This is a genomic window from Microbulbifer sp. ARAS458-1, from assembly GCF_045348205.1.
GTDB lineage: Bacteria > Pseudomonadota > Gammaproteobacteria > Pseudomonadales > Cellvibrionaceae > Microbulbifer.
This window is the reverse complement of the sequence record NZ_CP155838.1, coordinates 1103425-1130344: the sequence shown is the minus strand read 5'-3', so window position 1 is coordinate 1130344 and position 26920 is coordinate 1103425. Positions and strand designations below refer to the sequence as shown.

Genomic DNA, 26920 nt, shown 5'->3' with positions numbered 1-26920 from the left:
GTGCCCAAAACTTGCACTGCACCGGTGGGCCGCCATAATGCGCCCATTCAAGAATACTCAGGCTCGTTTTACGGACGCACTACCCCATGCACAACCCCACACACAAATACGAACTCTACGGCATCGGCGCTGCCCTGCTCGACACGGAAATCGAAGTCACCGACAGCGACCTGCAGACTCTCGGGGTAGACAAGGGGGTAATGACCCTGGTGGATGACAGCCGCCAGCAGCAGCTGGTGGGCGACCTCAAAAACCACCTGGTCACCGCCAGCCACGCCTGCGGCGGCTCCGGCGCCAACACCATCATCGGCGCCAGCTATTTCGGTCTCAGGACTTTCTACTCCTGCAAGGTTGCCAATGACGACAATGGCGCCTTCTACCGCGACAACCTCGCCGCCGCCGGCGTCGCCTACCCACAGGTATTAAACAGTGCCGACAGCGGCACCACCGGCAAATGCCTCGTGCTCATCACCCCCGACGCCGAGCGCAGCATGAATACTTACCTCGGCATCAGTGCCGACCTATCAGTCAGCGAACTCGACTGCGAGGCCCTGGCACAATCCAAGTGGGCTTACATCGAAGGCTACCTCGTCTCCTCCCCCACCGGCCGCGCCGCCGCCATCGCCCTGCGTGAGCAGGCCGAAGCAGGGGGCGTAAAAACCGCCCTGAGCCTATCCGACCCCATGATGGTGCAACTGTTCCACGACGGCCTCAAAGAAATGATCGGCGGTGGCGTCGACCTGCTGTTCTGCAACCGCGAAGAAGCCCTCAAGTACTGCAACACCGATTCCCTGGAAGAGGCCGCCCAGGCCCTGCGCAACCACTGCGACGCCTTCGCCATCACCCTCGGCGCCGACGGCGCACTGCTGTGGGACGGCGAACAGGAAATTCGCGTCGCCAGCCCCAGGGTAAAAGCCATCGATACCAATGGCGCCGGCGACATGTTCGCAGGCGCCTTCCTGTTCGGGATCAACCGTGGAAAAAGTTTTGCCGAAGCCGGCGAACTGGCGTGCCGCGCGGCGGCCCAGGTGGTGAGCCAGTATGGACCGAGACTGCGCCCGGAGCAGCATCAGGAGCTGCTGGAACAGACGGCAAACGCGTAAAAGAAGAAAACGATCGGCGAACGAAGCAAAAAAAGCCGATGCGAAGGCCGAGTGCCGGGTGAGGGTTTTCAGGAGCGTCGCAAACAGGGCCGAAGGCGCCGCGCTGAAGCGGCCGGGTACTTTGCGACGCAGCGCCCAAGGATGGGTTAACAGGGGGGCGCCTAGCTCGGTCCTGAAAACCCTTACCCGGTGCTCGGCCGCCACCAGAGGAAATTCAAAACCACCCGAAGGCCCGAAGGAATCAATTCACAGAAGAAGGACGCGGCCCACTAATCTCAGGCAGGCAGGCAGCAGCGGCGATCCCGAACCCCTGCGCATAATCCACCCCCATCATCCGCAGCTTCTCCAAAAGCTCCGGCGTCTCCGCAAACTCTGCAATGGTACTGATCCCCATCCGCTTCGCCAGATGATCCACGGTACTCACCATCGCACTGTCGATCTCATCCTCCAGCATATTGCGCACAAAGGACCCATCGATTTTCAGATAATCCACCGGCAACTGACGCAGATACGCCAGCGAAGAGGCACCGCGACCAAAATCATCCAACGCAAAGCTGCAACCCGCCGCCCGCAGCTTGTGGATAAACATCAGCGCCCGATCGAGATTATTGATCGCACTCGTCTCGGTAATCTCAAACTGCACCCGGGACGGAGCCACGCCAGCCTCCGTCAACTCGCGCAGCACAAAATCCGCAAAGTACTCGTCCCCGAGACTGATCCCGGAAATATTGATCGCATAGTGGAAACCACCGGAACCACTGCTCTGCTCCAGCGCCATATAGTGGAAGATCTTGCGGATCACCCAGCGATCCACATCATCAATGATGCCGTAGCGCTCCGCCGCCGGTAAAAACAGTCCCGGAGAAATCACGTCACCATCGCGCCCGCGCATGCGCACCAGCACCTCGTAATGGTGCACCCGGTTTTTTTCCTGCAGCGCCACTACCGGCTGGCGGTACAGCATCAAGCGGTCCTCGCGAATCGCCGCGTGGATCTCCGCAAGCCAGGTACTCTCGCGACGCTTCTCCAGCGCCTTGCGGGAATCCCCGAAAAATTTTACCCGGTTGCGCCCCTGATCCCGCGCCGCGCTACAGGCATCATTGGCCGACGCCAGCAATTGGCTGGCAGGGGGCGCATGGGTATCCACGCTCACCGCTCCGATCGACAACGCCGGGCGGGTCTCACTGCTCTCCCACTCGAAGACAAACTCGTTCACCGCTTCCCGCAAGCGGGTCACGATACGTTTGGCCTCTTCCAGAGTGCAGTCGCGCAACAGCAGCGCAAACTCGTCACTCCCCACGCGCCCCAACAAATCTCCCTTACCCAGACAACGGGTCAGAATACCGGCAAGGGCAATCAGTAACGCATCTCCGGCGCTGTAACCGAGAGTGTCGTTGACCACCTTGAACTGGTACACATCGAGATACAGGAGGATATGATGCTGACGGGGACCAGCCTCGCTATTGAGCAGCTGTTGCAGTGAGTGCTCAAAGGTCTGCCGGTTGGGCAGGCGGGTTAGTGCATCGTGGCTGCTGTGCCAACTGAGGCGGGAAGATATTCGGCGAGCTTCCGATGTGTGGCGCAACACCAGCACATAGCCCTCGAGATTGACACCCTCTTTCAGGCTGTTCACCTGGATGCTGATTTCCACCAGCTCACCACCCGCACTGCGGTGCCCCTCCCGGTAAATGTATGCCTGAATCTCACGACGGCTGGGCACCTCTTCGCCATCAGCACAGGCCAATGACAGGTCGAGTGGCGCACCCGACGCATCCTGCAATGACAGGCTCTCGGCGAGCAGTTGCCCCGGCAGTAACCCCATCAGATTACCGCACAGCTCACCCGCCAGCGGGTTGCTGTAGCGGATACGGCCGTGGCGATCAGTGATCACCACGCCATCAGCCACCTCACCCAGCGCCAACTCCGCAGCGGCCGTCGTCAGCTGCCCTTCGGGTAGCGGGTCCGGCTCCACGTTATCCAGCTGGCCATGATAGCGAGCATTTTGGGGGTCGAATTCAGTCAAGGGACATCCAGTTCAATGGGCCTTCACAATCAAACGCCTAATCTGAGCATGACACTCACTCGTCTCAGCCAGCTTATCACAGGTGCTGACGGAGGAATGCTTTCAACTTTTCATCTTCGAATGCCCGCTGCAGGGTAGCGCTGAGCAGCTGATTGATGGTGCTCTCCACCTCTTCCTGGCTAGGCTTGATCAGATTGCGGTCTTTACCGCTGGTGCTGTAATTTCCAAAAAACGTTGCACCCTTGACGGTCACCTGCAACTGAATTGCCGCACCGGAATTTACTTTGGTGGTGTATAGCTTGTTTGGGCTGCTGTAAGTGAGCTCGGTCAGGTTCGCGACCACTTGTACATCGCCGCCACCCTCAACGCCGCGGAACGACCAGGATTCAAAGCCCTGATAAAGCGCATCAGACATGGCCCGCTCGATATTATTGGCCAGGGTCACATTGGAAGAATCGGCGTAGACGCCACCGAGCGAACCCAACCCCTCACCGCCCAACTGGTTAGTACCGCGTGCGGAGAGTGTGTACCCACTACCGATGGTGTCTGCTGCCACCGCAACCTGAGGCTTGATTTCTACCTGCACAGGACTGTGAGCACAGGCACCAAGCATGACTGCAAAACCTGTTACCAGAATTGCGGCCAGTAATTTCATAGCGTTCTCCATTTAATACATTGTGTGGCGTTCATCTGCAGTGCCGCCGACATCCCATGTTGACAGCCCGTTGGTTCGAGGGCCGGAGCTAAATGACAACAGAAAGATACGGGAAATTCCGTTACCACTTCACCTTTCTCAACCAACAGGCCCGATTTAATCGCCAGTGGGCTCAACCGTGTCCGTGGTGGTGATGGTGGTGGTGAGCGTCTTGTGGCTTGCCCGCGCGCATGCCCGCGGGAGGCGACTCAGTCAGTCCCAATACCGGCAGTTCCAGCTGCTGAATACCGCCGTCAGCGAAAACCAGCCTTAACGCAAGAGTGTCGCCCGCTTTCAGCCGAACACCGTGCACCATCAGGTGGGTCGCACCGGGGCCCATTTCAAGTACACCCTGCGCGGGAACCGCCAATTTTTCCACCGGCCGCATCCGGCTCACTCCATCCACCTGTTGAGTGGTGTGCAGCTCGATTTTCGCCGCGGGGTGGGCGGGCGCCTCGATACGCTTCAGCACCCGTGCGGCATTTGCGGGATTACGCAGCTGAAGATATGCAGCCCCCACCGGCGCGCCGGAGGGCATTTCCCGTGCATAACCAAGCGCATCCACCCTTTTACCGGCTTCGGGGTCCGGGGCTGGCTCATCCGCCGTGACTGCCAGGGGCAGACAAGCGGTTATGCACAGCGCAAACAGAACGTGAAGTTTGATCATTATCATTGTTTCCGTATTGCCACCGTTCACTGGCTCTTTTGTAACAGTAAACGGGGCGGATTGCCGAGCTTTATATCACCCCGAACGCGATAACCGGGCACTGCCTTACGCAGCTGCCCATATATCCAGCGACCCTCGCTGTCATCCCGGGCCACGATAACCACGCGCAACTGGTGCTGGCGGATACGCAAGGCAAGGTCACCCAGCATCTGCACCATGGTCGCGGAGCGCGCGGACAGCTCCGCGGGGGGCAGCGGCACCGTCTGCGCTCCGGGCCCCTCCAGGAGAACATCCTCGCGGGCACGCTGCTGCTCACGCTGAGCCTGCTTGCGAACCTCTGCCGACAGCGGGTTACCCGGCGCAATTTCATCGGCGGTATTCAGCAGGCTGTTCACCCGCCCGAACGAACGCTGTCGCAGCGCATCCCGGGCCTGATCCACCAAATGCATCACCAGTGTCTGGATACCGGCCGCGGCCTGGGCGTTGCCCGGATCTAACTGCAGTACCTGCAAATAGAAGTCGTAAGCGCTGCCCCCCGCGGGCATGGTGATAAACCCTTCTCGCTGTGCCTCTTCCGCGCGCCCAAGAAAATGGCGAACGGTGCGCTGGCGAATCTCTTCCGGGCTTGGCCCCGATGGCGGCGGTGGCTCAATCACCGGAGGAGGTGGCTCAGGCGGCGGCGTGGTACATCCCGAGAGCAAAGCGAGCGCAAAGTACGCCGGGATTGGAGACAGCACAGGCAAACGGCGAGCGCGGCTAATCCGCCGGACTGGTCCATCCGGAGCTCGAAATGCGACCGAAATCAACTTTCTGATAACCACCTCCATGCAGCAGCGGCCACGACAGCCACTGTTGTTTTTTTGTACCAAGACCACCGTTATACTGCCCGCACACCTACCCAACACTGCGAGCGTTGCTGCGGATGGCACCAGCCACACTTTAGGCCGCCCCGCTTTGCAGGGAACACCAGCTGACCACGACAGTCCTATTCAGCTCGACTATAAAGAATTTTATTGCCAATGACTGCGAAGACATACAACGCGGGAGAATACTTCCCGCACCAAAGACCGGACCGGCCATACCTGCCATCTAGCCTGCTGGCCGCAGCCACCGCCATGCTCATGGCAACCCTGCTGGGCCTGCTCCTGCCGGCCTCCGCGCGGGCTCAGTCCGACAGTCCTTTTGCAGCCCTGAGCAGTGGCCAGGATGAATTCCTGCCGGTAGATCAGGCCTATCAACTGGACTTCCTTATCTCCGACGACAGCGCCAGTGCAATGTTCCAGATCGCACCGGAATACTATCTCTATAGAGATAAGCTCTCGGTGTACTTGGTAGACGGCGACAACAAGAGCCCTCTGCCACTCAACCTTGAGGCTGGCGAAGTCATCTGGGATGACTATTTCGAAAAAGAAACCGAGGTGTATCGATGGCAGCTGGAGGTCCCCCTCGCACTGAAGAACGATACCAGCAAAGCCCGGATACAGGTGCATTATCAGGGCTGTGCCGATGCCGGGCTCTGTTATCCGCCCCAAATTCGCAACTTCGAACTGGACCTGGCGCAGAAGACTGCGGCACTCATTGAAGGCGACGGCGGATTTGGCTCCGGTGGCAGCACGGAGACAATCGTCTCTCCGCCCGGGCCGCTGCAAAGTGGCGGCGCCAGTGACGGCAGCCTGCTGCTGGCCATGGCCCTGGCGTTCGGTGGCGGCCTACTGCTCAACCTGATGCCTTGCGTTTTTCCGGTGCTGTCCATCAAGGCGCTGGCCATCACCCACAGCGGTGACCGCCAGCATCTCCACGGCTGGTCCTATACCGCCGGCGTGGTGGCCACCTTCCTGCTGATTGCGGCACTGATGCTGGCCCTGCGCACCGCCGGTGAAGCGGTAGGCTGGGGCTTCCAGCTGCAGTCGCCGGTGGTGGTCGCGGCGCTGGCGTACCTGTTCTTCGCCATGGGTCTCAGCCTGTCCGGGCTGACCGAATTCGGCGGCCGCCTGATGGGCCTTGGGGCCGGCAGTGAAAGCAGGGGCCTCGGCGGCTCCTTTTCCACCGGCGCACTGGCCACCGTGGTTGCAAGCCCATGCACCGCCCCGCTGATGGGCTCCGCCCTGGGGTTTGCGGTTACCCAACCAGCCCCCATCGCACTGGCGGTATTTGCAGCATTGGGCTTTGGCATGGCCGCGCCCTTCCTGCTGCTGACCTACGTTCCCACCCTGGCCCAACGCCTGCCGCGCCCCGGCCCCTGGATGGACACCCTGAAGCAGCTGCTGGCCTTCCCCATGTACCTGACCGCCGTTTGGCTGCTGTGGGTACTCGGGCGACAGACCGGCAGCGACGGTGTCGCACTGGTGCTCGCCGGCGCCGTGGCCATCGCTTTCGCCCTGTGGCTGTGGCCCGCAGCCACCTTTAATGGTAACCGCTGGCTGCGCAGCGGGTTTGCCATTGCGGCAATTGCCGGCGCGGTGTGGGTGCTGCCCAATCTGAGCAGCGCACCCGGCCAGATGGCCCAGAGCAAAAGTGATTACTGGCAACCCTACTCACCGGAAGCGCTGGAAAGCGCCCGCAGCGAAGGGCGCCCGGTATTGATCAATATGACCGCCGCCTGGTGCATCACCTGCCTTGCCAACGAGAAGGTTGTGCTGTCCAGCGACGCCATCAAGGCTGCCGTTGGCGATATGGGCTTCACTGCACTAAAAGGCGACTGGACCAACCAGGACCCGCAGATCACCGATTTACTGGCCCGCTATGGCCGCTCCAGCGTACCGCTCTATCTGCTGTTCCCCGCCGGCGGCGGCGAGCCCCAGATATTGCCGCAGATTCTCACTCGCGAAGGTCTGCTGACCGCCATGCGCACCGCAACTGGCCGTGAGGCGGTGGCGGAAACCCCCGCGCTGGACTGACCTCCATTGCCCGGCGGCCGACACGGCCCGCCGGGCACGCCCCTCACACTCTGTCCTTTCGATATCGCGGACCCACCAACGCCATTCCAGCCATTCGAGTAGGCGAAGCAGCCACCCCAACCGAAACTTTGCACGTATTAGGGCGCGAATTTCGGCGAACTGCGCGCAACGTCTCTATTTGAGCATTTGAGGCATGGACAGAGGGTCACTTTTGCGGCAAACTCCCGCGCAATTTCGGTAAATCTGCCGTTTGACGTTGTTTTCCGGGCAGTTGCATGACTTTTTCCGGATTTTAGTCACAATTTCTCGCGCCCCTCCATCCCGTCGGGCGAGGCATAGAGTGAGGCACTGAATGGCGAAGCTGCTGTTGCTACATGGCCCCAATCTGAACCTACTGGGCACCCGTGAGCCGGCCATCTACGGCTCCACCACCCTTGCCCAGATTGATAAAGCCGCCCGCGCTCAGTGCGCCGCCGCAGGCTGTGCGTTCGACAGCCTGCAGAGCAATCACGAGGGTGAGCTCGTGGACCGCATCCAGAAGGCATCTGCCGAAAAGGTCGATTTCATCGTTATCAACCCCGCCGCTTTCACGCACACCAGCGTTGCCCTGCGCGATGCCCTGGCGGGGGTATCAATCCCGTTTATTGAGGTGCACCTGTCCAACCCCCATGCCCGGGAAGCCTTCCGCCACCATTCGTATTTATCGGATCTGGCGCAGGGCGTGATCTGTGGGTTTGGAGCAGATAGCTACACTCTGGCCCTTGAGGCGGCACTCAAGCGCCTCAACTAATCATCGGACAGGTAGCAGCAAATACATTTTTCATTCCCTGACTGCGCGTCGGGGAACCAGCAATCAAGAAATCGAGAGTGAACGTTATGGATATCCGCAAAATCAAAAAGCTGATCGAACTGCTCGAAGAGTCCGATATCGGCGAACTGGAAATTAAAGAGGGCGAAGAGTCCGTTCGCATCAGCCGTGGCACCAGCGGTGCCAGCATGCAGATGCCGCAGATGGCCATGCCGATGGCCGCCGCTCCGGTAGCTCCTCAGGCGCCTGCCGCTCCGGCCCCAGCCGCCGCACCAGCCGAACCCGCTGCCGAATCCGTTCCCGCGCTGACTGGCCACCCGGTAAAATCCCCGATGGTGGGCACCTTCTACGCGGCATCCAGCCCCGGCGCCGACCCCTTCGTCAAAGTCGGCCAGCAGGTAAAAGTGGGTGACGTCATCTGTATCGTCGAAGCCATGAAGATGATGAATCAGATCGAAGCGGACAAGGCCGGCACCATTGAATCCATTCTGGTGGAAGACGGTCAACCGGTAGAGTTTGACCAGCCGCTCGTCGTCATTTCCTGAGCGGGGGCGTTTACGCATGTTTGAAAAAATCCTGATTGCCAACCGCGGTGAGATCGCCCTGCGGGTGCTGCGCGCGTGTAAGGAAATGGGCATTGCCACCGTGGCGGTGCACTCCCAGATCGACCGCGACCTGAAGCACGTACGCCTGGCGGACGAGGCCGTGTGTATCGGCCCGAACCCGTCACCACAGAGCTACCTGAATATTCCTGCCATTATCGCGGCGATGGAAATTACCGACTCGGTGGCGGTACACCCGGGATACGGTTTCCTTGCTGAAAATGCTGACTTCGCCGAGCAGGTGCAGAAAAGCGGTTTCACCTTTATCGGCCCGGACGCAGACACCATCCGCCTGATGGGCGATAAGGTATCCGCCATTGCCGCAATGAAGAAAGCCGGCGTCCCCACGGTGCCGGGCTCCGACGGCCCGCTGCCGGACGACGGTGAAAAGTGCCTGGAAATCGCCCGCCGTATCGGTCTGCCGGTGATCATCAAGGCTGCTGCCGGTGGCGGTGGTCGCGGCATGCGAGTGGTGCACAGCGAGGGCGCCCTGCTGAATGCCATTTCGGTAACAAAATCCGAAGCCGGTGCCGCCTTTGGTGACAGCACCGTGTACATGGAGAAGTTCCTGCAGAACCCGCGCCACGTGGAAATCCAGGTGATGTCCGACGGTCAGGGCAACGCGGTCAACTTCGGCGACCGCGACTGCTCCCTGCAGCGCCGCCACCAGAAGGTTCTGGAAGAAGCGCCGGCGCCGGGCATCCCGGACAAGGTGCGCAAAGACGTTCAGGACGCCTGTGTGCAGGCGTGTATTGATATCGGCTACCGCGGTGCCGGTACTTTCGAGTTCCTGTACGAGGACGAGCGCTTCTACTTCATCGAGATGAACACCCGTATTCAGGTGGAGCATCCGGTATCCGAGATGGTCACCGGCGTGGACCTGATCAAGGAGCAGATCCGGGTTTGTGCGGGTGAAAAGCTGTCTTTCAAGCAGGAAGACATCAAGATCACCGGCCACTCTTTCGAGTGCCGCATCAACGCGGAAGACCCCAAGACCTTCTTCCCCAGCCCTGGCAAGGTGGAAAACTTCCACGCACCGGGCGGCCTGGGCGTACGGGTGGATTCTCACCTGTATTCCGGCTACACCGTACCGCCCAACTACGATTCCATGATCGCCAAGATCATCACCCACGCCGAGGATCGAGAAACCGCCCTGGCACGGATGCGGGTTGCCCTGAGTGAAATGATCGTCACCGGCATCAAGACCAATATCCCCTTACAGGAAGACCTGGTGCGCGATGCGGAATTTGCCAAAGGTGGGGTGAATATCCACTACCTCGAGAAGAAACTGGGGCTTGAATAAGCCTCTCTGCCTTCTATTAGCCCGGTGGTAGTGCTTCTTTTGCTAGCACCGGGCGGCAAAGCACCGGGTGGGTGTTTTTGAAACCGCTGTGAATACATCCCTGTACGCTGCGTCGCAAACGTCCCTGTTTGCGACGCTTTCAAAAACACCCACCCGGCACTTTGCCTTCAGTCGTCCCCTTCCTACCCTGTAAGCTTCCCCGATCGAATAGAATGTCCCGATGCCCGATTCGAAGGCTCCGCTGCCGGTATGGCTTTGCGAGACCTTCTAAAACAGGGACGTTTTAGAAGAGCCCCCATGGATGGGTTCACGGCGTGTCTCGCAAAGCCATACCGGCAGTGGAGCCGCCACATACGACCCAAGCACAGACCACACTACCCGGAAACCCAAAGACAAATGCCCTGGCTCCAACTTAGAGTGAACACCAACCGCGAACAGGCCGAGAAGATCGAAAATGCCATGCTGTTCGCCGGCGCCGTCTCCGTCACCCTGCAAGACAACGCCGACCAACCCATCCTCGAACCCGGCCTCGGCGAAACGCCCCTCTGGGACGAAACCCTCGTCACTGGTCTGTTCGACGCCGAAGTAGACACCAGCGTCACCGAAGCCAAGGCAGCCTCCTATCTTTGCGAACTCCTCCCCAACGCCCGCTGGGAGCAACTCGAAGACAAAGACTGGGAACGGGAGTGGATGAGTCACTACAAACCCATCCAGTGTGCCGACAACCTGTGGATCTGTCCCAGCTGGTGCGAACCGCCGGCGCCGCAAGCCGTCAACATCATGCTCGACCCTGGCCTCGCCTTCGGCACCGGTACGCACCCCACCACCTTCCTGTGCCTGCAATGGCTTGCCGGCGAGCCGGTGCAGGGCAAAACCGCGGTCGACTTCGGCTGCGGCTCCGGCATCCTGGGTATTGGCGCTCTACTGCTCGGTGCCGAATCCGCCATGGGCACCGACATCGACCCCCAGGCGCTGCTCGCCAGCCGTGACAACGCCGTGCGCAACGGCCTGGACCCCGAGCGCTTCCCGGTTTACCTGCCGGAAAAGGCCCCCAAACCGGAAGAGTCCAGCGCCGACATCATGCTCGCCAATATCCTCGCCGGGCCGCTGGTAGAACTGGCCCCCCAGCTGGTCGAGCGCACCAAGGTCGGCGGTCGCATCTGCCTGTCCGGTATTCTCATCAGTCAAGCAGAAAAGGTGAAAGCGGCGTACAGCCAGTGGATCGACTTTGACCAGAATGGCGAGAAGGAAGAGTGGGTACGCCTGAGCGGAACAAGGGCTAGGTAGCCCACGAAAGCCAAATGCGAAGGCGCTGATGGCGATACTCTTTCGCGGGACCGTCTGCGGCCAGGACGGCCGCAGACGAGCCCCCAGGGATGGGGTTACGGCATGTCCCGCGAAAGAGTATCGGTAGCTGCGCCGCCCGGGCCCCAGCTTACGAAGCACCCAAACCGCCTGCGGACTACGCGCCAAGCCCTCCGGCTGATAAACTCCCCCGCTAAAGCAATAATCGTCGAATTCCATGTCGCAACTGGTCACCCGCTGCCCCCACTGCAGCACCTCATTTCACGTCAGCGAACAACAGCTGCGCGCCGCCCGTGGCGCCGTGCGCTGCGGCTCCTGCCTGCAGGTATTCCGCGCCGACGAAAATATCGTCTTCAACGAGGGTGACCCGCAGCCAGCATCCAAGAAAGCCATCGAAGAACTGCTCGAAGACGACGACTTCCTCATTCACGACGATATTGACCTCGACGGCGACGACGAAGACCTGCCCCGGCCGAAAAAAACCTCACAACCGCCCGGCAAGGCCCCACCGGAAGATCAAAAGCCCGGCCAGAACCCCGTCATCGACGATGCCTTTGGTGAGCAACAGTGGCAGGACCTTGACCGCGAAACGGAAGAGAGCGCGGAAGAACAGCTGGACATTGAAGCGGAGATCGACCAGCTCGGTGTCATCTCCGAAGACCCTTGGGCGGAAGAGATCGCGCGTGAAGAATCCAGCAGAACCGATAGCAGGCCGCCGGCGCTGAAACCGGAAGAGGACCTTTTCGCCGAGCAATACGCAAGCCCCAAGGACACCATCACGCCCGCCGAGGAGCACGACTTCTTCTCTACAGAAGAAGCGCAGACAAGCGAATCCGCTCCCGCCGATGAAGAGCCCTTCAGCGCTCTTCCGGACGACCACCTCAATGCCGCCGAAATGAGCGAGAGGCACCTGGATACAGGACAGCTTGAGGCCGCGCCCCTGCTGCCCAAAGACCAGCTGATCTCCGCCATCGGCCCTGCCCCCATCGAGGTGACCTGGCAACCCAAACGTCACAATCGGGTACCCACATGGCTGTGGGCCGTGGGATCGGTCATTCTGTTACTCGGGCTGATAGCACAGACCGCCTACTTCCAGTTCGACGCCCTTAGCAAGCGAGACCCCTGGCGCAACCTCTATGCCCAGGTCTGCCCGATTGTCGGCTGCAAACTGCCACCTCAAGTAGACATCAACGCCATCCACACCGCCAACCTGGTGGTGCGCAGCCACCCCCAGATTCCGGGCGCGCTTGCAGTCGAAGCGGTACTGCTGAATCGAGCCCCTTTCGACCAGCCCTTCCCGACATTACAGCTGCGCTTTACCGATCTCAAGAATGCGCCGGTGGCCAGCCGCCGCTTCAACCCACGGGACTACCTGCGCGGGGAACTGTCCGGACGCCAGCTGATGCCTGCAGGCAACCCGGTACATATCGCCCTCGACATCGTCGACCCCGGGTCAGACGCCGTGAATTACGAGCTGCGCATTTCACCGCAGTAACCCATTCATTCGTCGATTGCAGCTCACATGCCCCCTATCCAATGGGGCATGCTGACGCCCTTTACCACAAAATCTTGCACAAAGATCGCCCTAAACGGCCAGCCATCGAACAATTTGCGCGCTTTTTCGCTTTTCCAGCTGGCGGGCAGCCGCTATCATAGGCCGCTCTTTGACACCGAATGAGACCAGACCTGCGGGAGGGCAAGTTGCCCACGGAATTGCCAAGCAACTTCGCCATAGGCCCATACACAATAACGGCACCAGTGATTCTGGCGCCAATGGCCGGCGTAACTGATCGCCCCTTCCGCAGACTGTGCCGTGAGCTCGGCGCCGGTCTCGTGGTCTCCGAGATGGTCACCTCCGACACCAGCCTGTGGAACAGTCGCAAATCGCGGATGCGCCTGGATCATGCCGGTGAGACGGGTCCTATTTCGGTGCAGATAGCCGGCGGCGACCCAGAGATGATGGCAGAGGCCGCGCGGGCAAACGTCGAGCGCGGTGCCCAGATCATCGATATCAATATGGGTTGCCCGGCAAAAAAGGTGTGCAAAAAAGCAGCGGGCTCTGCCCTGCTGCGTGACGAAAAGCTGGTCGCCGACATACTTGAAGCGGTGGTTCGATCCGTCCCAGTTCCAGTGACGCTGAAAATTCGCACTGGCTGGTGCCCGGATAGCCGCAACGGTGTGACGGTGGCCAAAATGGCCGAGGATCTCGGAATTTCTGCCCTGGCAGTCCATGGACGCACCCGCGCCTGTGGCTACCATGGCCAAGCCGAATTCGATACCATTGCCGAGATTGCGTCTGCGGTAAAGATACCTGTCTTTGCCAACGGCGACATTACCGGCGCGGAGAAGGCCCGCAAGGTGTTGGACTACACCGGCGCCACAGCGGTCATGATTGGCCGTGCGGCTCAGGGACGTCCATGGATTTTCCGGGAGATTGCCCACTACCTGGCAACAGGGGAGCAACTGCCGGAGCCCTCACTGGAAGAAGTCAGGGACATATTAAGCACTCACCTGAGTGAACTGCACCGTTTTTACGGTGAGGTTATGGGGGTACGTATCGCACGCAAGCACGTGGGCTGGTACGTGAAAACACTCGCGGACAGCGAGGACTTTCGAAAAACCTTTAACCGATTGGATAGCGCAGAAGCACAACATGCCAGCGTTCGTGAGTGGTTTGAACGCCGAATAACTAGAGGGGCAAAAGCGGCATGAATAACGAAGCACTGATTCCGGATACCAGCGATGTGGTATCCACTGGGGGCCAGACTCAACTACAACAACCGCAGGCCTTGCGCGATGCGGTTGAACAGGCGATGGAAAACTACTTCCGTCACCTGGACGGTCAGATGGTGACCGATGTGTACGATATGGTGCTGTCCGAGATTGAAGCGCCGATGCTGGAAGTGGTAATGAAACACACCCGCCACAACCAGACGCGCGCCGCACAGCTGCTGGGCCTCAACCGGGGTACCCTGCGCAAGAAGCTCAAGCGCTACGGTCTGCTGTAAGGCGGCCAACCGCTACCGGCAGGCACAGGCCGGAGCGGTAAAAATTCGACGAGGGGGGATGGGCCAGGCTCATCCCCCCTCGCTATTTGCTAATGATGCAATTTGCCCGCTCAGCACTTGAGATCCGGTGCAGTGGCGCCAAACCACTGGGTACGGAATTTCAAAATCGCATAAATACATCCATGTAGCTCCGGCGGTTTCGAAATTCCGTACCCAGCACTTTGGCTTCGATTCTGACTTAGCGACTTCGTGAACAATTACCCTTTTCAGAAACTACGACGGACCAACAGCTATGACTGACAAGGTGGCCATTCGCCGCGCGCTGATCAGCGTTTCCGACAAAACCGGCATTGTGGAATTTGCCCGTGAACTCTCCTCCATGGGCGTGGAGATCCTCTCCACCGGCGGCACCTACCGCCAGCTGGGCGAAGCCGGTATCCCGGTAGTGGAAGTCTCCGACTACACCGGCTTTCCGGAAATGATGGACGGCCGCGTAAAAACCCTGCACCCGAAAGTGCACGGCGGCATCCTCGGCCGTCGCGGCAAAGACGATGCGGTAATGGACGAACACGGCATCAAGCCCATCGACATGGTCGTGGTCAACCTCTATCCCTTCAAGGCCACCGTCGCCGATCCTGACTGCGACCTGCCGACTGCGATCGAGAATATCGACATCGGCGGCCCTACCATGGTCCGCTCTGCCGCCAAGAATCACAAGGACGTCGCCATCGTGGTCAACGCCCACAGCTACGACACCGTGATCGAGGAGATGAAAGCCAACGACGGTCAGCTGGGCTACGAAACCCGCTACGACCTGATGGTGCAGGCGTTCGAGCATACCGCCCAGTATGACGGCATGATCGCCAACCACTTCGGTGCGCGTAACACCAGCAACGAAGCCCGCGAGTTCCCCAACACCTTCAACGTCCAGTTCGAAAAAGCCCAGGACATGCGCTACGGCGAGAACCCGCACCAGAAAGCGGCGTTCTACGTGGAAGCCGACGCGGAAGAGGCCTCCGTCTCCACCGCCAGCCAGCTGCAGGGCAAGGAACTCTCCTTCAACAACGTCGCCGACACCGACGCCGCACTGGAAACCGTCAAACTGTTCGACGAACCCGCCTGCGTCATCGTCAAACACGCCAACCCCTGTGGCGTCGCCGTAGCCGCCGACATCAAGACCGCCTACGAACTGGCCTTCGCCACCGACCCGGAATCCGCTTTCGGCGGCATCATCGCCTTCAACCGCGAACTGGACGCCGACACCGCCCAGCTGATCGTCGACAAACAGTTCTCCGAAGTCATCATCGCCCCCAAGGTCAGCGCCGAAGCCGCCCAGGCCGTGTCCGCGAAAAAGAACGTACGCCTGCTGGAATGCGGCGAGTGGGACAGCGTCCGCCCGGCCGCCTTCGACTACAAGCGCGTCACCGGTGGTTTGTTAGTACAGGAAAAAGACAACGGCATGGTTGCGAAAGATGACCTCAAAGTGGTCACCAAGGTACAGCCCTCTGACGAACAACTGGACGAGCTGCTGTTCGCCTGGAAAGTCGCCAAAATGGTCAAATCCAACGCCATCATCTACGCCAAAGACGGCCGCACCATCGGCGTCGGCGCCGGCCAGATGAGCCGCGTCAACTCCGCCCGCATCGCCGCCATCAAAGCCGAACACGCCGGCCTCGAAGTGAAGGGCGCCGTCATGGCCTCCGACGCCTTCTTCCCCTTCCGCGACGGCATCGACAACGCCGCGAAGGTAGGCATCAGCGCCGTCATCCAGCCCGGCGGTTCCATGCGCGATGAAGAAGTCATCGCCGCAGCGGACGAGCACGGTATGGCGATGGTGTTTACCGGTATGCGTCACTTCCGTCACTAAGCAACTACGACACCTTCCGGGTTGCACACAGCCCGGATGCGAAGGGCCAAGTGCCGAGGCCCGTTTGCGAGACCTTCACCGCCATGGATGGCGGTGCAGAGCCCCCAGGGATGGGTTCACGGCGTGTCTCGCAAACGGGCATCGGCACTTGGCCCGCCACGGAGCTGGCAAACCACCACCCTGCCATCACTCCGTCACCTGTCCGACAAGTTAAGAATGCTAAACTAGCCCACCTAAAACACAGGCACGGGGAAACTCAAGAATGAACATCCTGGTAATCGGCTCTGGTGGCCGCGAACACGCACTGGCCTGGAAGGCCGCCCAAAACCCCGCCGTAGACACCGTCTTCGTCGCACCGGGCAACGCCGGCACCGCCCGCGAACCCAAACTCCAGAACGTCAACATCGGCGTCGACAACTTCTCCGCCCTGTCCGACCTCGTCGAAGAAAAAGGCATCGACCTCACCATCGTCGGCCCCGAAGCCCCGCTGGTTGACGGCATTGTCGACTTCTTCAACAGCCGCGGCCACAACATCTTCGGCCCCGAAAAAGCCGCCGCCCAGCTCGAAGGCTCCAAAGCCTTCACCAAAGATTTCCTGGAACGCCACGCCATCCCCACCGCCGACTACCAGAACTTCACCGAAGTCGAACCGGCGATTGAATACATCCGCGAAAAAGGCGCCCCCATCGTCGTCAAAGCCGACGGCCTCGCCGCCGGTAAAGGTGTCATCGTCGCCGAAAGCACCGAACAGGCCGAACTGGCCGTACGCGACATGCTGAGCGGCAACGCCTTCGGCGACGCCGGCTGCCGCGTGGTGATCGAAGAATTCCTCACCGGCGAAGAAGCCAGCTTCATCGTCATGGTCGACGGCGAAAACATCCTGCCCATGGCCACCAGCCAGGACCACAAACGTGTCGGCGACGGCGACACCGGCCCCAACACCGGCGGCATGGGCGCCTACTCCCCGGCTCCGGTAGTGACCCAGGATGTGTACGAGCGCGTGATGAAAGAAGTCATCGAGCCCACCGTCCAGGGCCTTGCTTCCGAAGGCATGCCCTACACCGGCTTCCTGTACGCCGGTCTGATGATCAACGAAGAGGGCGCGCCCAAGGTCATCGAGTACAACTGCCGCTTCGGCGATCCGGAAACCCAGCCGATCATGATGCGCCTCAAGTCCGACCTGGTTGAGCTGTGCATGGCCGCGGTGGAGAAACGCCTGGACCAGGTGACCGTCGAGTGGGACGCCCGCCCGGCGCTCGGCGTAGTACTCGCCGCCCACGGCTACCCCGGCAGCTACCGCAAGGGCGACGCCATCTCTGGTCTCGACAAGGCAGACAGTGAAAACGCCAAGGTCTTCCAGGCCGGTACCGCACTGGACGGCGAGCGTGTCGTCACCAGCGGCGGCCGCGTTCTGTGCGCAACCGCCCTCGGCGATACCGTGGCGGAAGCCCAGGCCAACGCCTACGAGTGCGCGCGCAAGATCTACTGGGAAGGTTCCTTCTATCGCAAGGACATCGGTTACCGCGCGGTAGAACGGGAAGAAGCCGAGAAAGCGTAAGTATTGTTTCGAGCATATCGAGGAACACATCAGTGAGCAGCCATCGCCAACTGACCGGACTCGACCGCCTGCTGCTGCAGGCGGACCGCGCCCTGCGCACCCTGAGCCCCGGCTCGCCCTGTCACGAGCGCCCGTCACCGTCGAAGTCTGTGGATGAAGCGGAACTTGCCGACAGCGAGCGCCGCCACGCAGCGGGCTTGATGCGGGTCAACCACAGCGGCGAAGTCTGCGCCCAAGCCCTGTACCAGGGCCAGGCACTCACCGCGAAGTTGCCCCAGGTACGCGCGGAAATGGAACACGCCGCGGACGAAGAAATCGACCACCTGGCCTGGTGCGAACAGCGCCTGGACGAACTCGGCAGCCGCCCCAGCGTGCTCAACCCACTCTGGTACGGGCTTTCCTTTGGCATTGGCGCTGCGGCGGGCAAGATCAGTGACAAGGTCAGCCTGGGCTTTGTTGCCGCTACCGAAGAGCAGGTGTGCAAACATCTGGAAAGCCACCTGCAGGAACTGCCCCCGCAGGACGAGAAAAGTCGCGCGGTGGTTGAGCAGATGTTGGTGGATGAGGCCAAGCATCAGCATGCGGCACTGGATGCTGGGGGGGCTCGCTTTCCCGGTCCCGTCAAAGGGCTGATGACCCTCGTATCCAAGGCGATGACCTCGGCTAGCTATCGCCTTTAACGCCTCCTTGGCGGTTGTGCTGCCGGATGGGGACTTGCGAGACACGAGCTAGGCGCCCCCCCTTAACCCATCCCTGGGGCCTCTTCTAAAACATCCCTGTTTTAGAAGGTCTCGCAAGTCCCCATCCGGCAGCACAACCTTCGTACCGACCTTCATCACTACGAAGTAATTGGTACGAATCAAAGCTGGAGTGCCGGGTGATAGGTTTCAAAAGCGTCGGCGACAGGGACGTCGCCGACGCAGCGTACATGGATGTATTCACAGCGGTTTTGAAACCTATCACCCGGCGCTCCAGCGCCACCCAAATAGCAAAAAGACCTATACCACCAAACTCTCACACCGCAACCAATCCTCTTCCAACCCCATAACCACCCGATCCCCAACCTGCAACTCCCCTACCCCGGCAGGTGTGCCAGTCAAAACCACATCCCCCGGCAACAGCGTGAAGTAACTGCTGATATAGGCCACTAAATCTAGAATTGGCGTCAGCATATGAATGGATTTACCCCGCTGGCGGATCTCATCGTTCAGCCACAGGGTGTAGGTGAGATTGTCCCAATCCGGCAACCAGTCCAGCTTCACAAAGGGTGAAAGCGGGCAGGCGCCGTCAAACCCTTTGGCCTTCTCCCAGGGCTGCCCCTGGTTTTTCAGGTCCGACTGCAGCTCACGCAAGGTCAGGTCCAGGGCCAGGCCCAAACCCGCAATCGCTCCGGGAACATCCGCAGGATTGGCGTCCGTCAGCCGCTCGCCAATCAACAGCGCCAGCTCCCCCTCAAAATGACAGCTCCCCCGGCCCCGCGGTAAATGGATCGGCTCCGCCATGGGCACCGCCGCCGTAGACGGCTTGATAAACAGCAGCGGTTCCTCCGGAATCGGGTTGTTCAACTCCTCCGCATGGGCCGCATAGTTGCGACCGACACACAGAATCTTCCCCGGGGGAAGGTCGACTGGAGAGTTACAGGTGAAAGTGTGCTTATACATAACCAGATTCGATAACTAGGATAAAAATTGCGTATAAAGCTTTGCAAAGCCCTTGTGGTATGATGCCGCCCTCGCCGGGACCCCGGCGATATCCAACTGGCTTTCGCCCCTTGTTTGCAATCATGCCGCGATGAAATCATCACCGCGCACGGCCAAGAGACTCGATATGGCTCCTCAGATTTCTCTTCAAAAAGACAAAATCCGAATCCTGCTGCTGGAAGGCGTACACCAGTCCGCCGTAGACCTGCTGAGTTCCCGCGGCTACACCAACGTCGAGTACATCAAAACCGCCCTGCCGGAAGACCAGCTGATCGAGAAGATTGCCGATGCCCACTTTATCGGTATTCGCTCGCGCACCCAACTGACCCGCAAAGTGCTGGAAAGCGCGAATAAACTGATTGCGGTTGGCTGTTTCTGTATCGGCACCAACCAGGTCGACCTGGAAGCGGCCACCGAGCTGGGCATCGCGGTATTCAATGCCCCTTACTCCAACACCCGTAGCGTAGCCGAACTGGTGATTGCCGAAGCCATCATGCTGCTGCGCGGGATTCCCGAGAAGAACATGGTCTGCCACCGCGGTGGCTGGCAGAAATCTGCGGTGGGCTCCTATGAAGCCCGCGGCAAGACCCTGGGTATTGTCGGCTACGGTGCCATCGGCTCGCAGACTTCGGTACTGGCGGAAGGTATCGGCATGCGTGTGATTTTCTTCGATGTGGTGACCAAGTTGCCACTGGGTAACGCGAGCCAGGTAAACAGCCTGGATGAACTGCTGGCGCAGTCCGATGTAGTTTCCCTGCACGTACCGGAACTGCCCTCCACCAAATGGATGATTGGCGCCGAGCAGATCGCCAAGATGAATAAGGGCGCGATTCTACTCAATGCCTCCCGCGGCACCGTGGTAGAAATCGAACCACTGGCAGAAGCGCTGAAAAGTGGCCACCTGGCCGGTACCGCCATCGACGTATTCCCGGTAGAACCCCGCGGTAACGACGATGAATTCCAGTCGCCCCTGCGCGGCCTCGACAATGCCCTGCTGACCCCACACGTGGGCGGCTCCACCGTGGAGGCCCAGGAAAATATCGGTGTGGAAGTGTCCGATAAGCTGGCGCTTTACTCCGACAACGGCACCACCACCAGTTCCGTGAACTTCCCGGAGGTGGCGCTACCCGGCCACGCCGGTGCCCACCGCCTGCTGCATATTCACAAGAACGTGCCGGGTGTGCTCGGCGCGATAAACCAGGTGTTCTCCGACAACGGCATCAACATCTCCGCGCAGTTCCTGCAGACCAACGAATCCGTCGGTTATGTGGTGATTGATGTGGACGCAGAGTACTCCGACTTGGCGCTGGAAAAGCTGAAAAATATTCCCGGCACCCTGCGCTGCCGCGTGCTTTTCTAATTTCAGCGCGCACATCTGACAGGCCTCGCTGAGGTCTGTTACACTTTCTGAAACCCGGACCTGCGCATTCGCGCTGTCCGGGTTTCTTTTTTCTCGCTGTTTCATGTCGCCCGCAAACAGGCAGATCAACCCGTGCGCAACCAGGCTTTAAAGAACCAAAGTTCAGATTCCGCCACCGCAGGTTTGCTGGCCGGCCTCGGCGCCTACCTCCTGTGGGGGTTCGCACCGCTGTACTTCAAACTGCTCGAGCACCTGTCCGCACCGGAAATTCTGGCACACCGCAGCATCTGGTCACTGCTGTTGGCGATGGCACTGTTAACGGTACTGGGAAAACTGCATGGCGTGCGCGCTGTATTGCGCTCGCGTAAAACCCTGCTGGCACTGCTGATTTCCACCGCACTGATCAGCACCAACTGGCTGATTTTTATCTGGTCGGTCACCAACAATCACCTGCTCGACGCCAGCCTCGGTTATTACATCAACCCACTGATCAGTGTATTGCTGGGTGTATTGGTGCTCGGGGAAAAGCTGCGGCCACTGCAGTGGTTGGCGGTAATGCTGGCGGCGGTGGGCATAGGCTATGAGCTCTGGCAGTTCGGGCGCCTGCCGCTGGTAGCCCTTGGTGTCGCCATCACCTTCGGATTTTACGGTCTGGTGCGCAAACAGACGCCGGTTGACAGCCTGACCGGTCTCACCGTGGAGACACTGTTTATGCTGCCACTTGCGCTGGGTTTCCTGTTCTGGACCAACAGCCCCACCAGCAACCTGCTGAACAATTCCTGGCAGTTGAACGGCTTGCTGCTGTTGGCCGGCCCGGTAACCCTGACCCCGCTGCTGCTGTTCAATATCGCAGCGCGCAGACTCAACCTGTCCACACTGGGCTTTCTGCAGTATCTCGGCCCCACAATGATGTTTTTCTTTGCCGTGCTGCTCTATCAGGAGCCCTTTGATCAGGCAAAACTGGTGACCTTTATCTTCGTGTGGACCGCACTGGCATTTTACTCGGCAGATGCGCTGGTACAGCGGCGCAAGCGCCGGCAAATACGCAAAGGTCATTTTTAAGAGTGGATTAAAACGCCGGGATGGAGGAGTAGCGCCTATTGGGATAGCCACTCGTCAAGAGCGGCGATAATCCGCTGTCGGTAGGGCTGGGTCTCGTTGATCATCTGGTGGCGTGCACCGCGCACGATAACGCGCTTGCTGTTGGGGAAGCGGTCGCCGATCACACCCATGTTGTAGCGCCAATCCACGGTTTTATCGTCGGTACCCTGCACCACCAGTATGGTCTTGGTATTGCGCCGGGTTTTCGGAAACAGCGTCAGCCAGTCCACCATTGCCCCTAGCCAGCGAATTGACATTACCGGTGACTGCAGCGGATCGCGGTGGGCCTGACGGCGGGCGAACTCTGCATCGTGGGTATTGATGTTGAAACCCCGACTGGGGTGCGGCAACAGGAAGCGCCCCAGGTAAAACATCCACTTGCGCAAATGCCAGTTTGCCGGCCGCACCAGTGGCGCCAGTAGCATTACCTTGTCGAACGGCTGCCACTGACTGAACTGTAGATAGGCAAGCAGGGTGGCACCACCGGTGCTCTGCCCCATGGCGTGCCAGGGACCCGGCATCTTGTCTCTGGCACGGCTCAGCAGCGCCTCCAAGACCTCGCGGTACTGCATAAACGTATCAATGGCCACCGGCTCACCGCTGGACAGGCCATGACCCGGAAAATCCACCGCCACCACGTTGTAGCCGCGCTCAAGACCAAAGCGAATAGCAGAGCCGTATATACCGGTGTGGTCAAAGTACCCGTGACAGATAAACAAGGTGCCCTTGGGGCTGGCTACCCGCCAGTACTGGGCAACCAGTTCAAAACCGGCGGATGCGAAGGTGCCAATACCGGTCCCGCTGGCTCCGGCAAAATTCAGACGATAGAAATTGCGGTAAGAAATTACCGACTCAGGCAGGGGTTGGCCACAGGAAAAGTCCAGCGCCGGCAGCTGAGTGCGCAGTGCGGAATAGTCCGGCCGGTGAATGACCGGACTGGTATCTACGGCATTGAAATCTTTCAGCAGATCCATGACTCAATGGTACTGCATTTCCCCACTTGCGCCATCCCCAGACTGCGACTGGGTCCCTTGAGACTGCGAGAAGATTCTGGGAGCATCCTGTAAGACGAACTGACACTCTCCTGTTATGACAAATACACGCCTGACATCCGCCTTTGCCCTGACAATCCTTCTCGCTGCCTGCGGTGGCGGTGGCAGCGGCTCCGACAGCCATGGCGCCGATACAGGGAGCTCGTCAGGGGGCGCAGGCAGCAGTTCATCCGGTTCCTCAGGTAGCTCCTCTGGAAGCTCTTCGGGCAGTACGTCCAGTGGTGGTAATTCAGGGTTTTTTACCCTGAGCGGCCACATCCAGGCCCGCCCCTTTTCCGGCAGTGACGCCGATACCAATGACGCACAAGCCAGCGCGACGCCGAACAACCAGTCGGGCGATGCCCAAGCGGTGACGGTACCCGCCCTGGTTGGGGGCTTTGTCACCGCCTCCGCTACCAGCGAGCCCAGCGGCCGTTTTCGGGAGCAGGCCGATAGCGATGACTGGTTCGCCTTTTCCGCGCCCGCAGGCACCCAGGTCCTGCTGCAGATCCATCGCCACCAGACCCTGCTGCCATTGCAGAATGATCTGGATCTGTTTCTCTACGACAAGGAAAACCCCGACGAGCCCATTGCATCCAGTACCGATATCGACGAATTCGAATCGCTGACGGTTCCCCAGACCGGCAACTTTCTGCTGCGGGTAAATGCCGCGCGCGGTTACAGCAACTACACCCTGCGGCTGGATCGGCAGAACCAGTCTCACACTCAGGCCAGCCCATCCGTTGCCGACCCCATGGTGGCCGGTGAGCTGCTGGTTCAACGAAGTGGCAGCACCCCGCAACACTGGCAACGCCAGTTACTGCCGGCAACGGACCTGGACGACGCGCTCGGCGCGGCGCTGTCAATTCATCCCGCAGTCAGTGGCACCACCCTGCAACGCCTGCAACTGCTCTACGCGCGCAAATCACTGCTGGCACAGGGCGACGCTATACAGGTCGAGCCCAATTTCATTTACCAAGCCAGCGCCACACCAAACGACCCGCTGTACCTGCGCCAGTGGCACTACCGGAATATCCAGCTGCCTGCGGCCTGGAGCCTGAGCCAGAGCAACAGCGACACCGTGATTGCGGTGCTCGACACCGGCATTTTCAGTGCACATCCGGACCTCGTGAACAAACTTCGGGACGGTTACGACCTGATCAGCGACCCGCAGCGGGCCAGGGATGGGGACGGCCCGGACCCCGACCCGGAAGATCCGGGCGACTTATCCAGCAATCCGCGCAGCTCCTGGCACGGCACCCATGTTGCCGGCACTGCCGCCGCGGACACCGACAATACCGACGGGGTCAGCGGCAGCGGTTGGGATACCGCGATCATGCCACTGCGAGTACTAGGGGTCGGCGGTGGCACCAGCTACGACACCGCGCAAGCGGTGCTGTATGCCGCAGGGCTTGCCAATGGGGCCGGCGCTCTGCCCACCCGCCGCGCCGATATTATCAATATGAGTTTTGGCGGCAGTGGCTACTCACAGATCATGCAGGATGCCATTGACGCCGCGCGCAGCGCCGGCGTCATCGCGGTGGCCGCGGCCGGGAATGACGGTGCAGAGGCTCCCTCCTACCCCGCCGCCTTGCGCGGAGTAATTGCGGTCAGCGCTACCAATACCGCGGACGCTCGCGCCTATTACAGTAACTTCGGCAACTGGATCGATATAGCGGCCCCGGGGGGAGACATGCGCCTCAGTGCTGAAGATGGAATTTTCAGCACCTATGTCACCGAAGCCGCGACCAACACCGCCAGTTACGGCAACCTGCAGGGCACCTCGATGGCGGCGCCCCATGTCGCCGGTGCCCTCGCACTGATGAAATCACTCAACCCCGCACTATCCCCCGACGATGTGGATGCACTGCTGGCGGAAGGAAAGCTGACCCGGGATATCGGCGAAACAGGAAAAGACCAAGACTATGGTTACGGCTTGATTGACGCAGAGTCCGCCGCCCTCTCCGCCAACCAGACCCCGCAACAGAGCGTCCGCGCGGAACCCGGCCACCTGGATTTCGCCGGCAGCTACCGCAGGCTGACGGTGGAGATTTCCGATACCAGTGGTGGCGACAATGCCATTGACGGGGCTCCCGCCGGCGACCAGCCGTGGATTGTTCGGGTAGATACCGAGTCGGTGGATGCACGCGGCTTCGGTCAATACACCGTGTGGGTAGACCGCACTGCACTGCCCTATGGCGACCACACCGGCACCGTCTTATTCCCGCTCTCCGGCGCCCGTCAGTTTTTACTGCCAGTACAGCTCCACCACGCCGAACCTGTGGCCGGCTCTGTCAGTGCCGGTCAACAGTACCTGCAACTGCTCGTTGCAGACGGCTCTGGGAATTACGCTCTTGTGGAACAGGTTACTCTGGATACCGAAAATGGCGCTTACCCATTTCAGTTTGTGGATGTGCCGGCGGGCAATTACCGCCTAGTCAGCGGCTCGGATCACAACGGCAATGGTATTTTGTGTGAGGCGGGCGAGTCCTGTGGATACTATCCCGGTGCGGAGACCACGTTTACCGTGGATGCCAGCCATAGCGATCTGATTTTTTTTTCGGACTACCTGAACCCCGCCGCGGAACCACAGCCGAAAGCACAATAGTCTCGTGCAGTGTCCCTGACATAAAACACAGGCACAAAAAAAGCGGGCGCAATGCCCGCTTTTTTTGGCTGAACCGATCTCAGTTGATCTTCGGTACCAGCTCGCCTTTCTCGTAACGCTGGAACATGGTTTCCAGGCTGACCGGCTTGATCTTGCTGCCATTACCCGCCGCGTTGAACGCTTCGTAACGGGCCACGCAGATTTCTTTCATGGCCTGGGTAGTGACCTTGAGGAACTTGCGCGGATCGAATTCGGACGGGTTCTGGGCCAGGAAGCGACGCACCGCACCGGTACTGGCGAGGCGCAGATCGGTGTCGATATTCACCTTGCGCACACCGTGCTTGATGCCTTCGCAGATCTGCTCCACCGGCACGCCGTAGGTTTCCGGAATCTCACCGCCAAACTCATTGATCACCTTCAACCACTCTTGGGGCACCGAGGAAGAACCGTGCATTACCAGGTGGGTATCGGGGATGCGCGCATGGATTTCCTTGATGCGATCGATCGCCAGAATATCGCCGGTGGGCGGGCGAGTGAACTTGTAGGCACCGTGGCTGGTACCGCAGGCAATGGCCAGCGCATCCACCTGGGTTTTCTTGACGAAGTCTGCGGCTTCTTCCGGGTCGGTCAGCAGCTGGTCGTGGGACAGTTTACCCTCTGCACCAACGCCGTCCTCTTCACCGGCCATACCGGTTTCCAGAGAGCCCAGGCAGCCCAGTTCACCTTCCACGGAAACACCACAGGCGTGGGCCATTTCCACCGCGCGCCTGGTCACGTCCACGTTGTACTCGTAGGACGCCGGTGTTTTACCGTCGTCCATCAGAGAGCCGTCCATCATCACCGAGCTGAAACCCAGCTGGATAGAGCGCTGACACACTGCCGGGCTGGTGCCATGGTCCTGATGCATTACTACTGGAATATGTGGAAATTCTTCCACAGCGGCCAGAATCAGGTGGCGCAGGAAGGGAGCGCCTGCGTATTTACGCGCGCCGGCGGAGGCCTGCACGATCACCGGAGAATCGGTCTCGTCGGCCGCCTCCATGATTGCGCGCATCTGCTCCAGGTTGTTTACGTTGAACGCAGGAATGCCGTATCCAAATTCGGCAGCGTGGTCCAACATTTGACGCAAGCTGATTAAAGCCATGAAAAAACCCTTTCTCGTCGAAATTTAGCTGGTATTGGGTGCGTGGGTTTCCTGTGAAATCCCCACTTTGTCGTGCGATTCCTGAAGCGGGGCTCCGGTCGCATCTCTTTTTAATTCGGGTCTCGACCACGACGATTGATT

At 60.0% G+C, this 26920-nt stretch carries 22 protein-coding genes; 15 read left to right on the top strand and 7 right to left on the bottom strand.

The features are described 5' to 3' along the window. Positions 1-86: 86 nt before the first annotated feature. Positions 87-1103, top strand: a complete 1017-nt coding sequence (locus AAFH99_RS04680) for an adenosine kinase (protein WP_406828795.1) — start codon at positions 87-89, stop codon at positions 1101-1103. Between the two features lie 241 nt (positions 1104-1344). Here the strand turns inward: AAFH99_RS04680 and AAFH99_RS04675 are convergent, their stop codons facing one another. From AAFH99_RS04675 to AAFH99_RS04660, 4 genes are all read right to left on the bottom strand, one after another. Beyond that, on the bottom strand, positions 1345-3126 hold the full coding sequence (locus AAFH99_RS04675) for an EAL domain-containing protein (protein ID WP_043320202.1): 1782 nt from the start codon (positions 3124-3126) through the stop codon (positions 1345-1347). Positions 3127-3202: 76 nt separating this feature from the next. Then, positions 3203-3781: a YajG family lipoprotein gene (locus tag AAFH99_RS04670; protein WP_043320201.1), complete on the bottom strand. Its 579-nt coding sequence runs from the start codon at positions 3779-3781 to the stop codon at positions 3203-3205. A gap of 172 nt (positions 3782-3953) precedes the next feature. Then, the gene (locus AAFH99_RS04665) at positions 3954-4487 is read right to left on the bottom strand and encodes a copper chaperone PCu(A)C (RefSeq protein ID WP_051687312.1); all 534 of its coding nucleotides are present in this window, start codon (positions 4485-4487) and stop codon (positions 3954-3956) included. A gap of 26 nt (positions 4488-4513) precedes the next feature. Further along, a complete protein-coding gene (locus AAFH99_RS04660; RefSeq protein ID WP_406828794.1) occupies positions 4514-5143 on the bottom strand; it encodes an N-acetylglucosaminyltransferase in 630 nt (209 codons plus the stop codon). A gap of 363 nt (positions 5144-5506) precedes the next feature. Here AAFH99_RS04660 and AAFH99_RS04655 point away from each other — a divergent pair, with 363 nt between their 5' ends. The 11 genes from AAFH99_RS04655 (at position 5507) to coq7 (ending at position 18515) form a co-directional block, all read left to right on the top strand. Continuing rightward, positions 5507-7384, top strand: coding sequence for a protein-disulfide reductase DsbD (locus AAFH99_RS04655; protein ID WP_051687310.1), 1878 nt, complete (start codon positions 5507-5509; stop codon positions 7382-7384). Positions 7385-7736: 352 nt separating this feature from the next. Next, positions 7737-8174 (top strand): type II 3-dehydroquinate dehydratase, encoded by a 438-nt coding sequence (gene aroQ, locus AAFH99_RS04650; protein WP_406828793.1) that lies wholly within the window; start codon positions 7737-7739, stop codon positions 8172-8174. An 86-nt stretch (positions 8175-8260) separates the two neighbouring features. Then, the gene (gene accB / locus AAFH99_RS04645; protein WP_406828792.1) at positions 8261-8737 is read left to right on the top strand and encodes an acetyl-CoA carboxylase biotin carboxyl carrier protein; all 477 of its coding nucleotides are present in this window, start codon (positions 8261-8263) and stop codon (positions 8735-8737) included. A 16-nt stretch (positions 8738-8753) separates the two neighbouring features. Then, a complete protein-coding gene (gene accC, locus AAFH99_RS04640; protein ID WP_043320198.1) occupies positions 8754-10097 on the top strand; it encodes an acetyl-CoA carboxylase biotin carboxylase subunit in 1344 nt (447 codons plus the stop codon). 396 nt (positions 10098-10493) lie between these two features. Continuing rightward, the gene (gene prmA / locus AAFH99_RS04635; protein ID WP_406828791.1) at positions 10494-11384 is read left to right on the top strand and encodes a 50S ribosomal protein L11 methyltransferase; all 891 of its coding nucleotides are present in this window, start codon (positions 10494-10496) and stop codon (positions 11382-11384) included. Between the two features lie 235 nt (positions 11385-11619). Next, on the top strand, positions 11620-12897 hold the full coding sequence (locus AAFH99_RS04630) for a DUF3426 domain-containing protein (protein ID WP_406828790.1): 1278 nt from the start codon (positions 11620-11622) through the stop codon (positions 12895-12897). Between the two features lie 179 nt (positions 12898-13076). After that, positions 13077-14114 carry a tRNA dihydrouridine synthase DusB gene (gene dusB / locus AAFH99_RS04625; protein WP_406828789.1) on the top strand — a complete coding sequence of 346 codons (1038 nt, stop codon included), beginning with the start codon at positions 13077-13079 and terminating at the stop codon, positions 14112-14114. After that, complete coding sequence (fis, locus tag AAFH99_RS04620) at positions 14111-14410, top strand: DNA-binding transcriptional regulator Fis (RefSeq protein ID WP_051687308.1); 300 nt, start codon at positions 14111-14113, stop codon at positions 14408-14410. Before dusB ends, fis begins: the two co-directional genes overlap by 4 nt. A gap of 292 nt (positions 14411-14702) precedes the next feature. After that, positions 14703-16277: a bifunctional phosphoribosylaminoimidazolecarboxamide formyltransferase/IMP cyclohydrolase gene (gene purH / locus AAFH99_RS04615; RefSeq protein ID WP_043320195.1), complete on the top strand. Its 1575-nt coding sequence runs from the start codon at positions 14703-14705 to the stop codon at positions 16275-16277. 262 nt (positions 16278-16539) lie between these two features. Beyond that, a complete protein-coding gene (gene purD / locus AAFH99_RS04610) occupies positions 16540-17835 on the top strand; it encodes a phosphoribosylamine--glycine ligase (RefSeq protein WP_406828788.1) in 1296 nt (431 codons plus the stop codon). A gap of 32 nt (positions 17836-17867) precedes the next feature. Next, positions 17868-18515: a 2-polyprenyl-3-methyl-6-methoxy-1,4-benzoquinone monooxygenase gene (coq7, locus tag AAFH99_RS04605; RefSeq protein WP_043320193.1), complete on the top strand. Its 648-nt coding sequence runs from the start codon at positions 17868-17870 to the stop codon at positions 18513-18515. Between the two features lie 318 nt (positions 18516-18833). Here the strand turns inward: coq7 and AAFH99_RS04600 are convergent, their stop codons facing one another. After that, positions 18834-19496, bottom strand: coding sequence for a fumarylacetoacetate hydrolase family protein (locus AAFH99_RS04600; protein ID WP_043320192.1), 663 nt, complete (start codon positions 19494-19496; stop codon positions 18834-18836). Positions 19497-19662: 166 nt separating this feature from the next. Between AAFH99_RS04600 and serA the strand changes: the two genes are divergently transcribed. Together serA and rarD are read left to right on the top strand one after the other, a co-directional pair. Further along, on the top strand, positions 19663-20895 hold the full coding sequence (gene serA, locus AAFH99_RS04595; RefSeq protein ID WP_406828787.1) for a phosphoglycerate dehydrogenase: 1233 nt from the start codon (positions 19663-19665) through the stop codon (positions 20893-20895). 132 nt (positions 20896-21027) lie between these two features. Continuing rightward, positions 21028-21957 carry an EamA family transporter RarD gene (gene rarD, locus AAFH99_RS04590; protein ID WP_406828786.1) on the top strand — a complete coding sequence of 310 codons (930 nt, stop codon included), beginning with the start codon at positions 21028-21030 and terminating at the stop codon, positions 21955-21957. Between the two features lie 35 nt (positions 21958-21992). Here rarD and AAFH99_RS04585 read toward each other — a convergent pair whose 3' ends face one another. Then, the gene (locus AAFH99_RS04585) at positions 21993-22970 is read right to left on the bottom strand and encodes an alpha/beta hydrolase (RefSeq protein ID WP_043320190.1); all 978 of its coding nucleotides are present in this window, start codon (positions 22968-22970) and stop codon (positions 21993-21995) included. Positions 22971-23085: 115 nt separating this feature from the next. Here AAFH99_RS04585 and AAFH99_RS04580 point away from each other — a divergent pair, with 115 nt between their 5' ends. Continuing rightward, entirely contained in the window at positions 23086-25635 is a 2550-nt protein-coding gene (locus tag AAFH99_RS04580; RefSeq protein ID WP_406828785.1) for a S8 family serine peptidase, read from the top strand. A 79-nt stretch (positions 25636-25714) separates the two neighbouring features. Here the strand turns inward: AAFH99_RS04580 and fba are convergent, their stop codons facing one another. Continuing rightward, positions 25715-26779, bottom strand: coding sequence for a class II fructose-bisphosphate aldolase (gene fba / locus AAFH99_RS04575; RefSeq protein ID WP_043320188.1), 1065 nt, complete (start codon positions 26777-26779; stop codon positions 25715-25717). Positions 26780-26920: the final 141 nt, after the last annotated feature.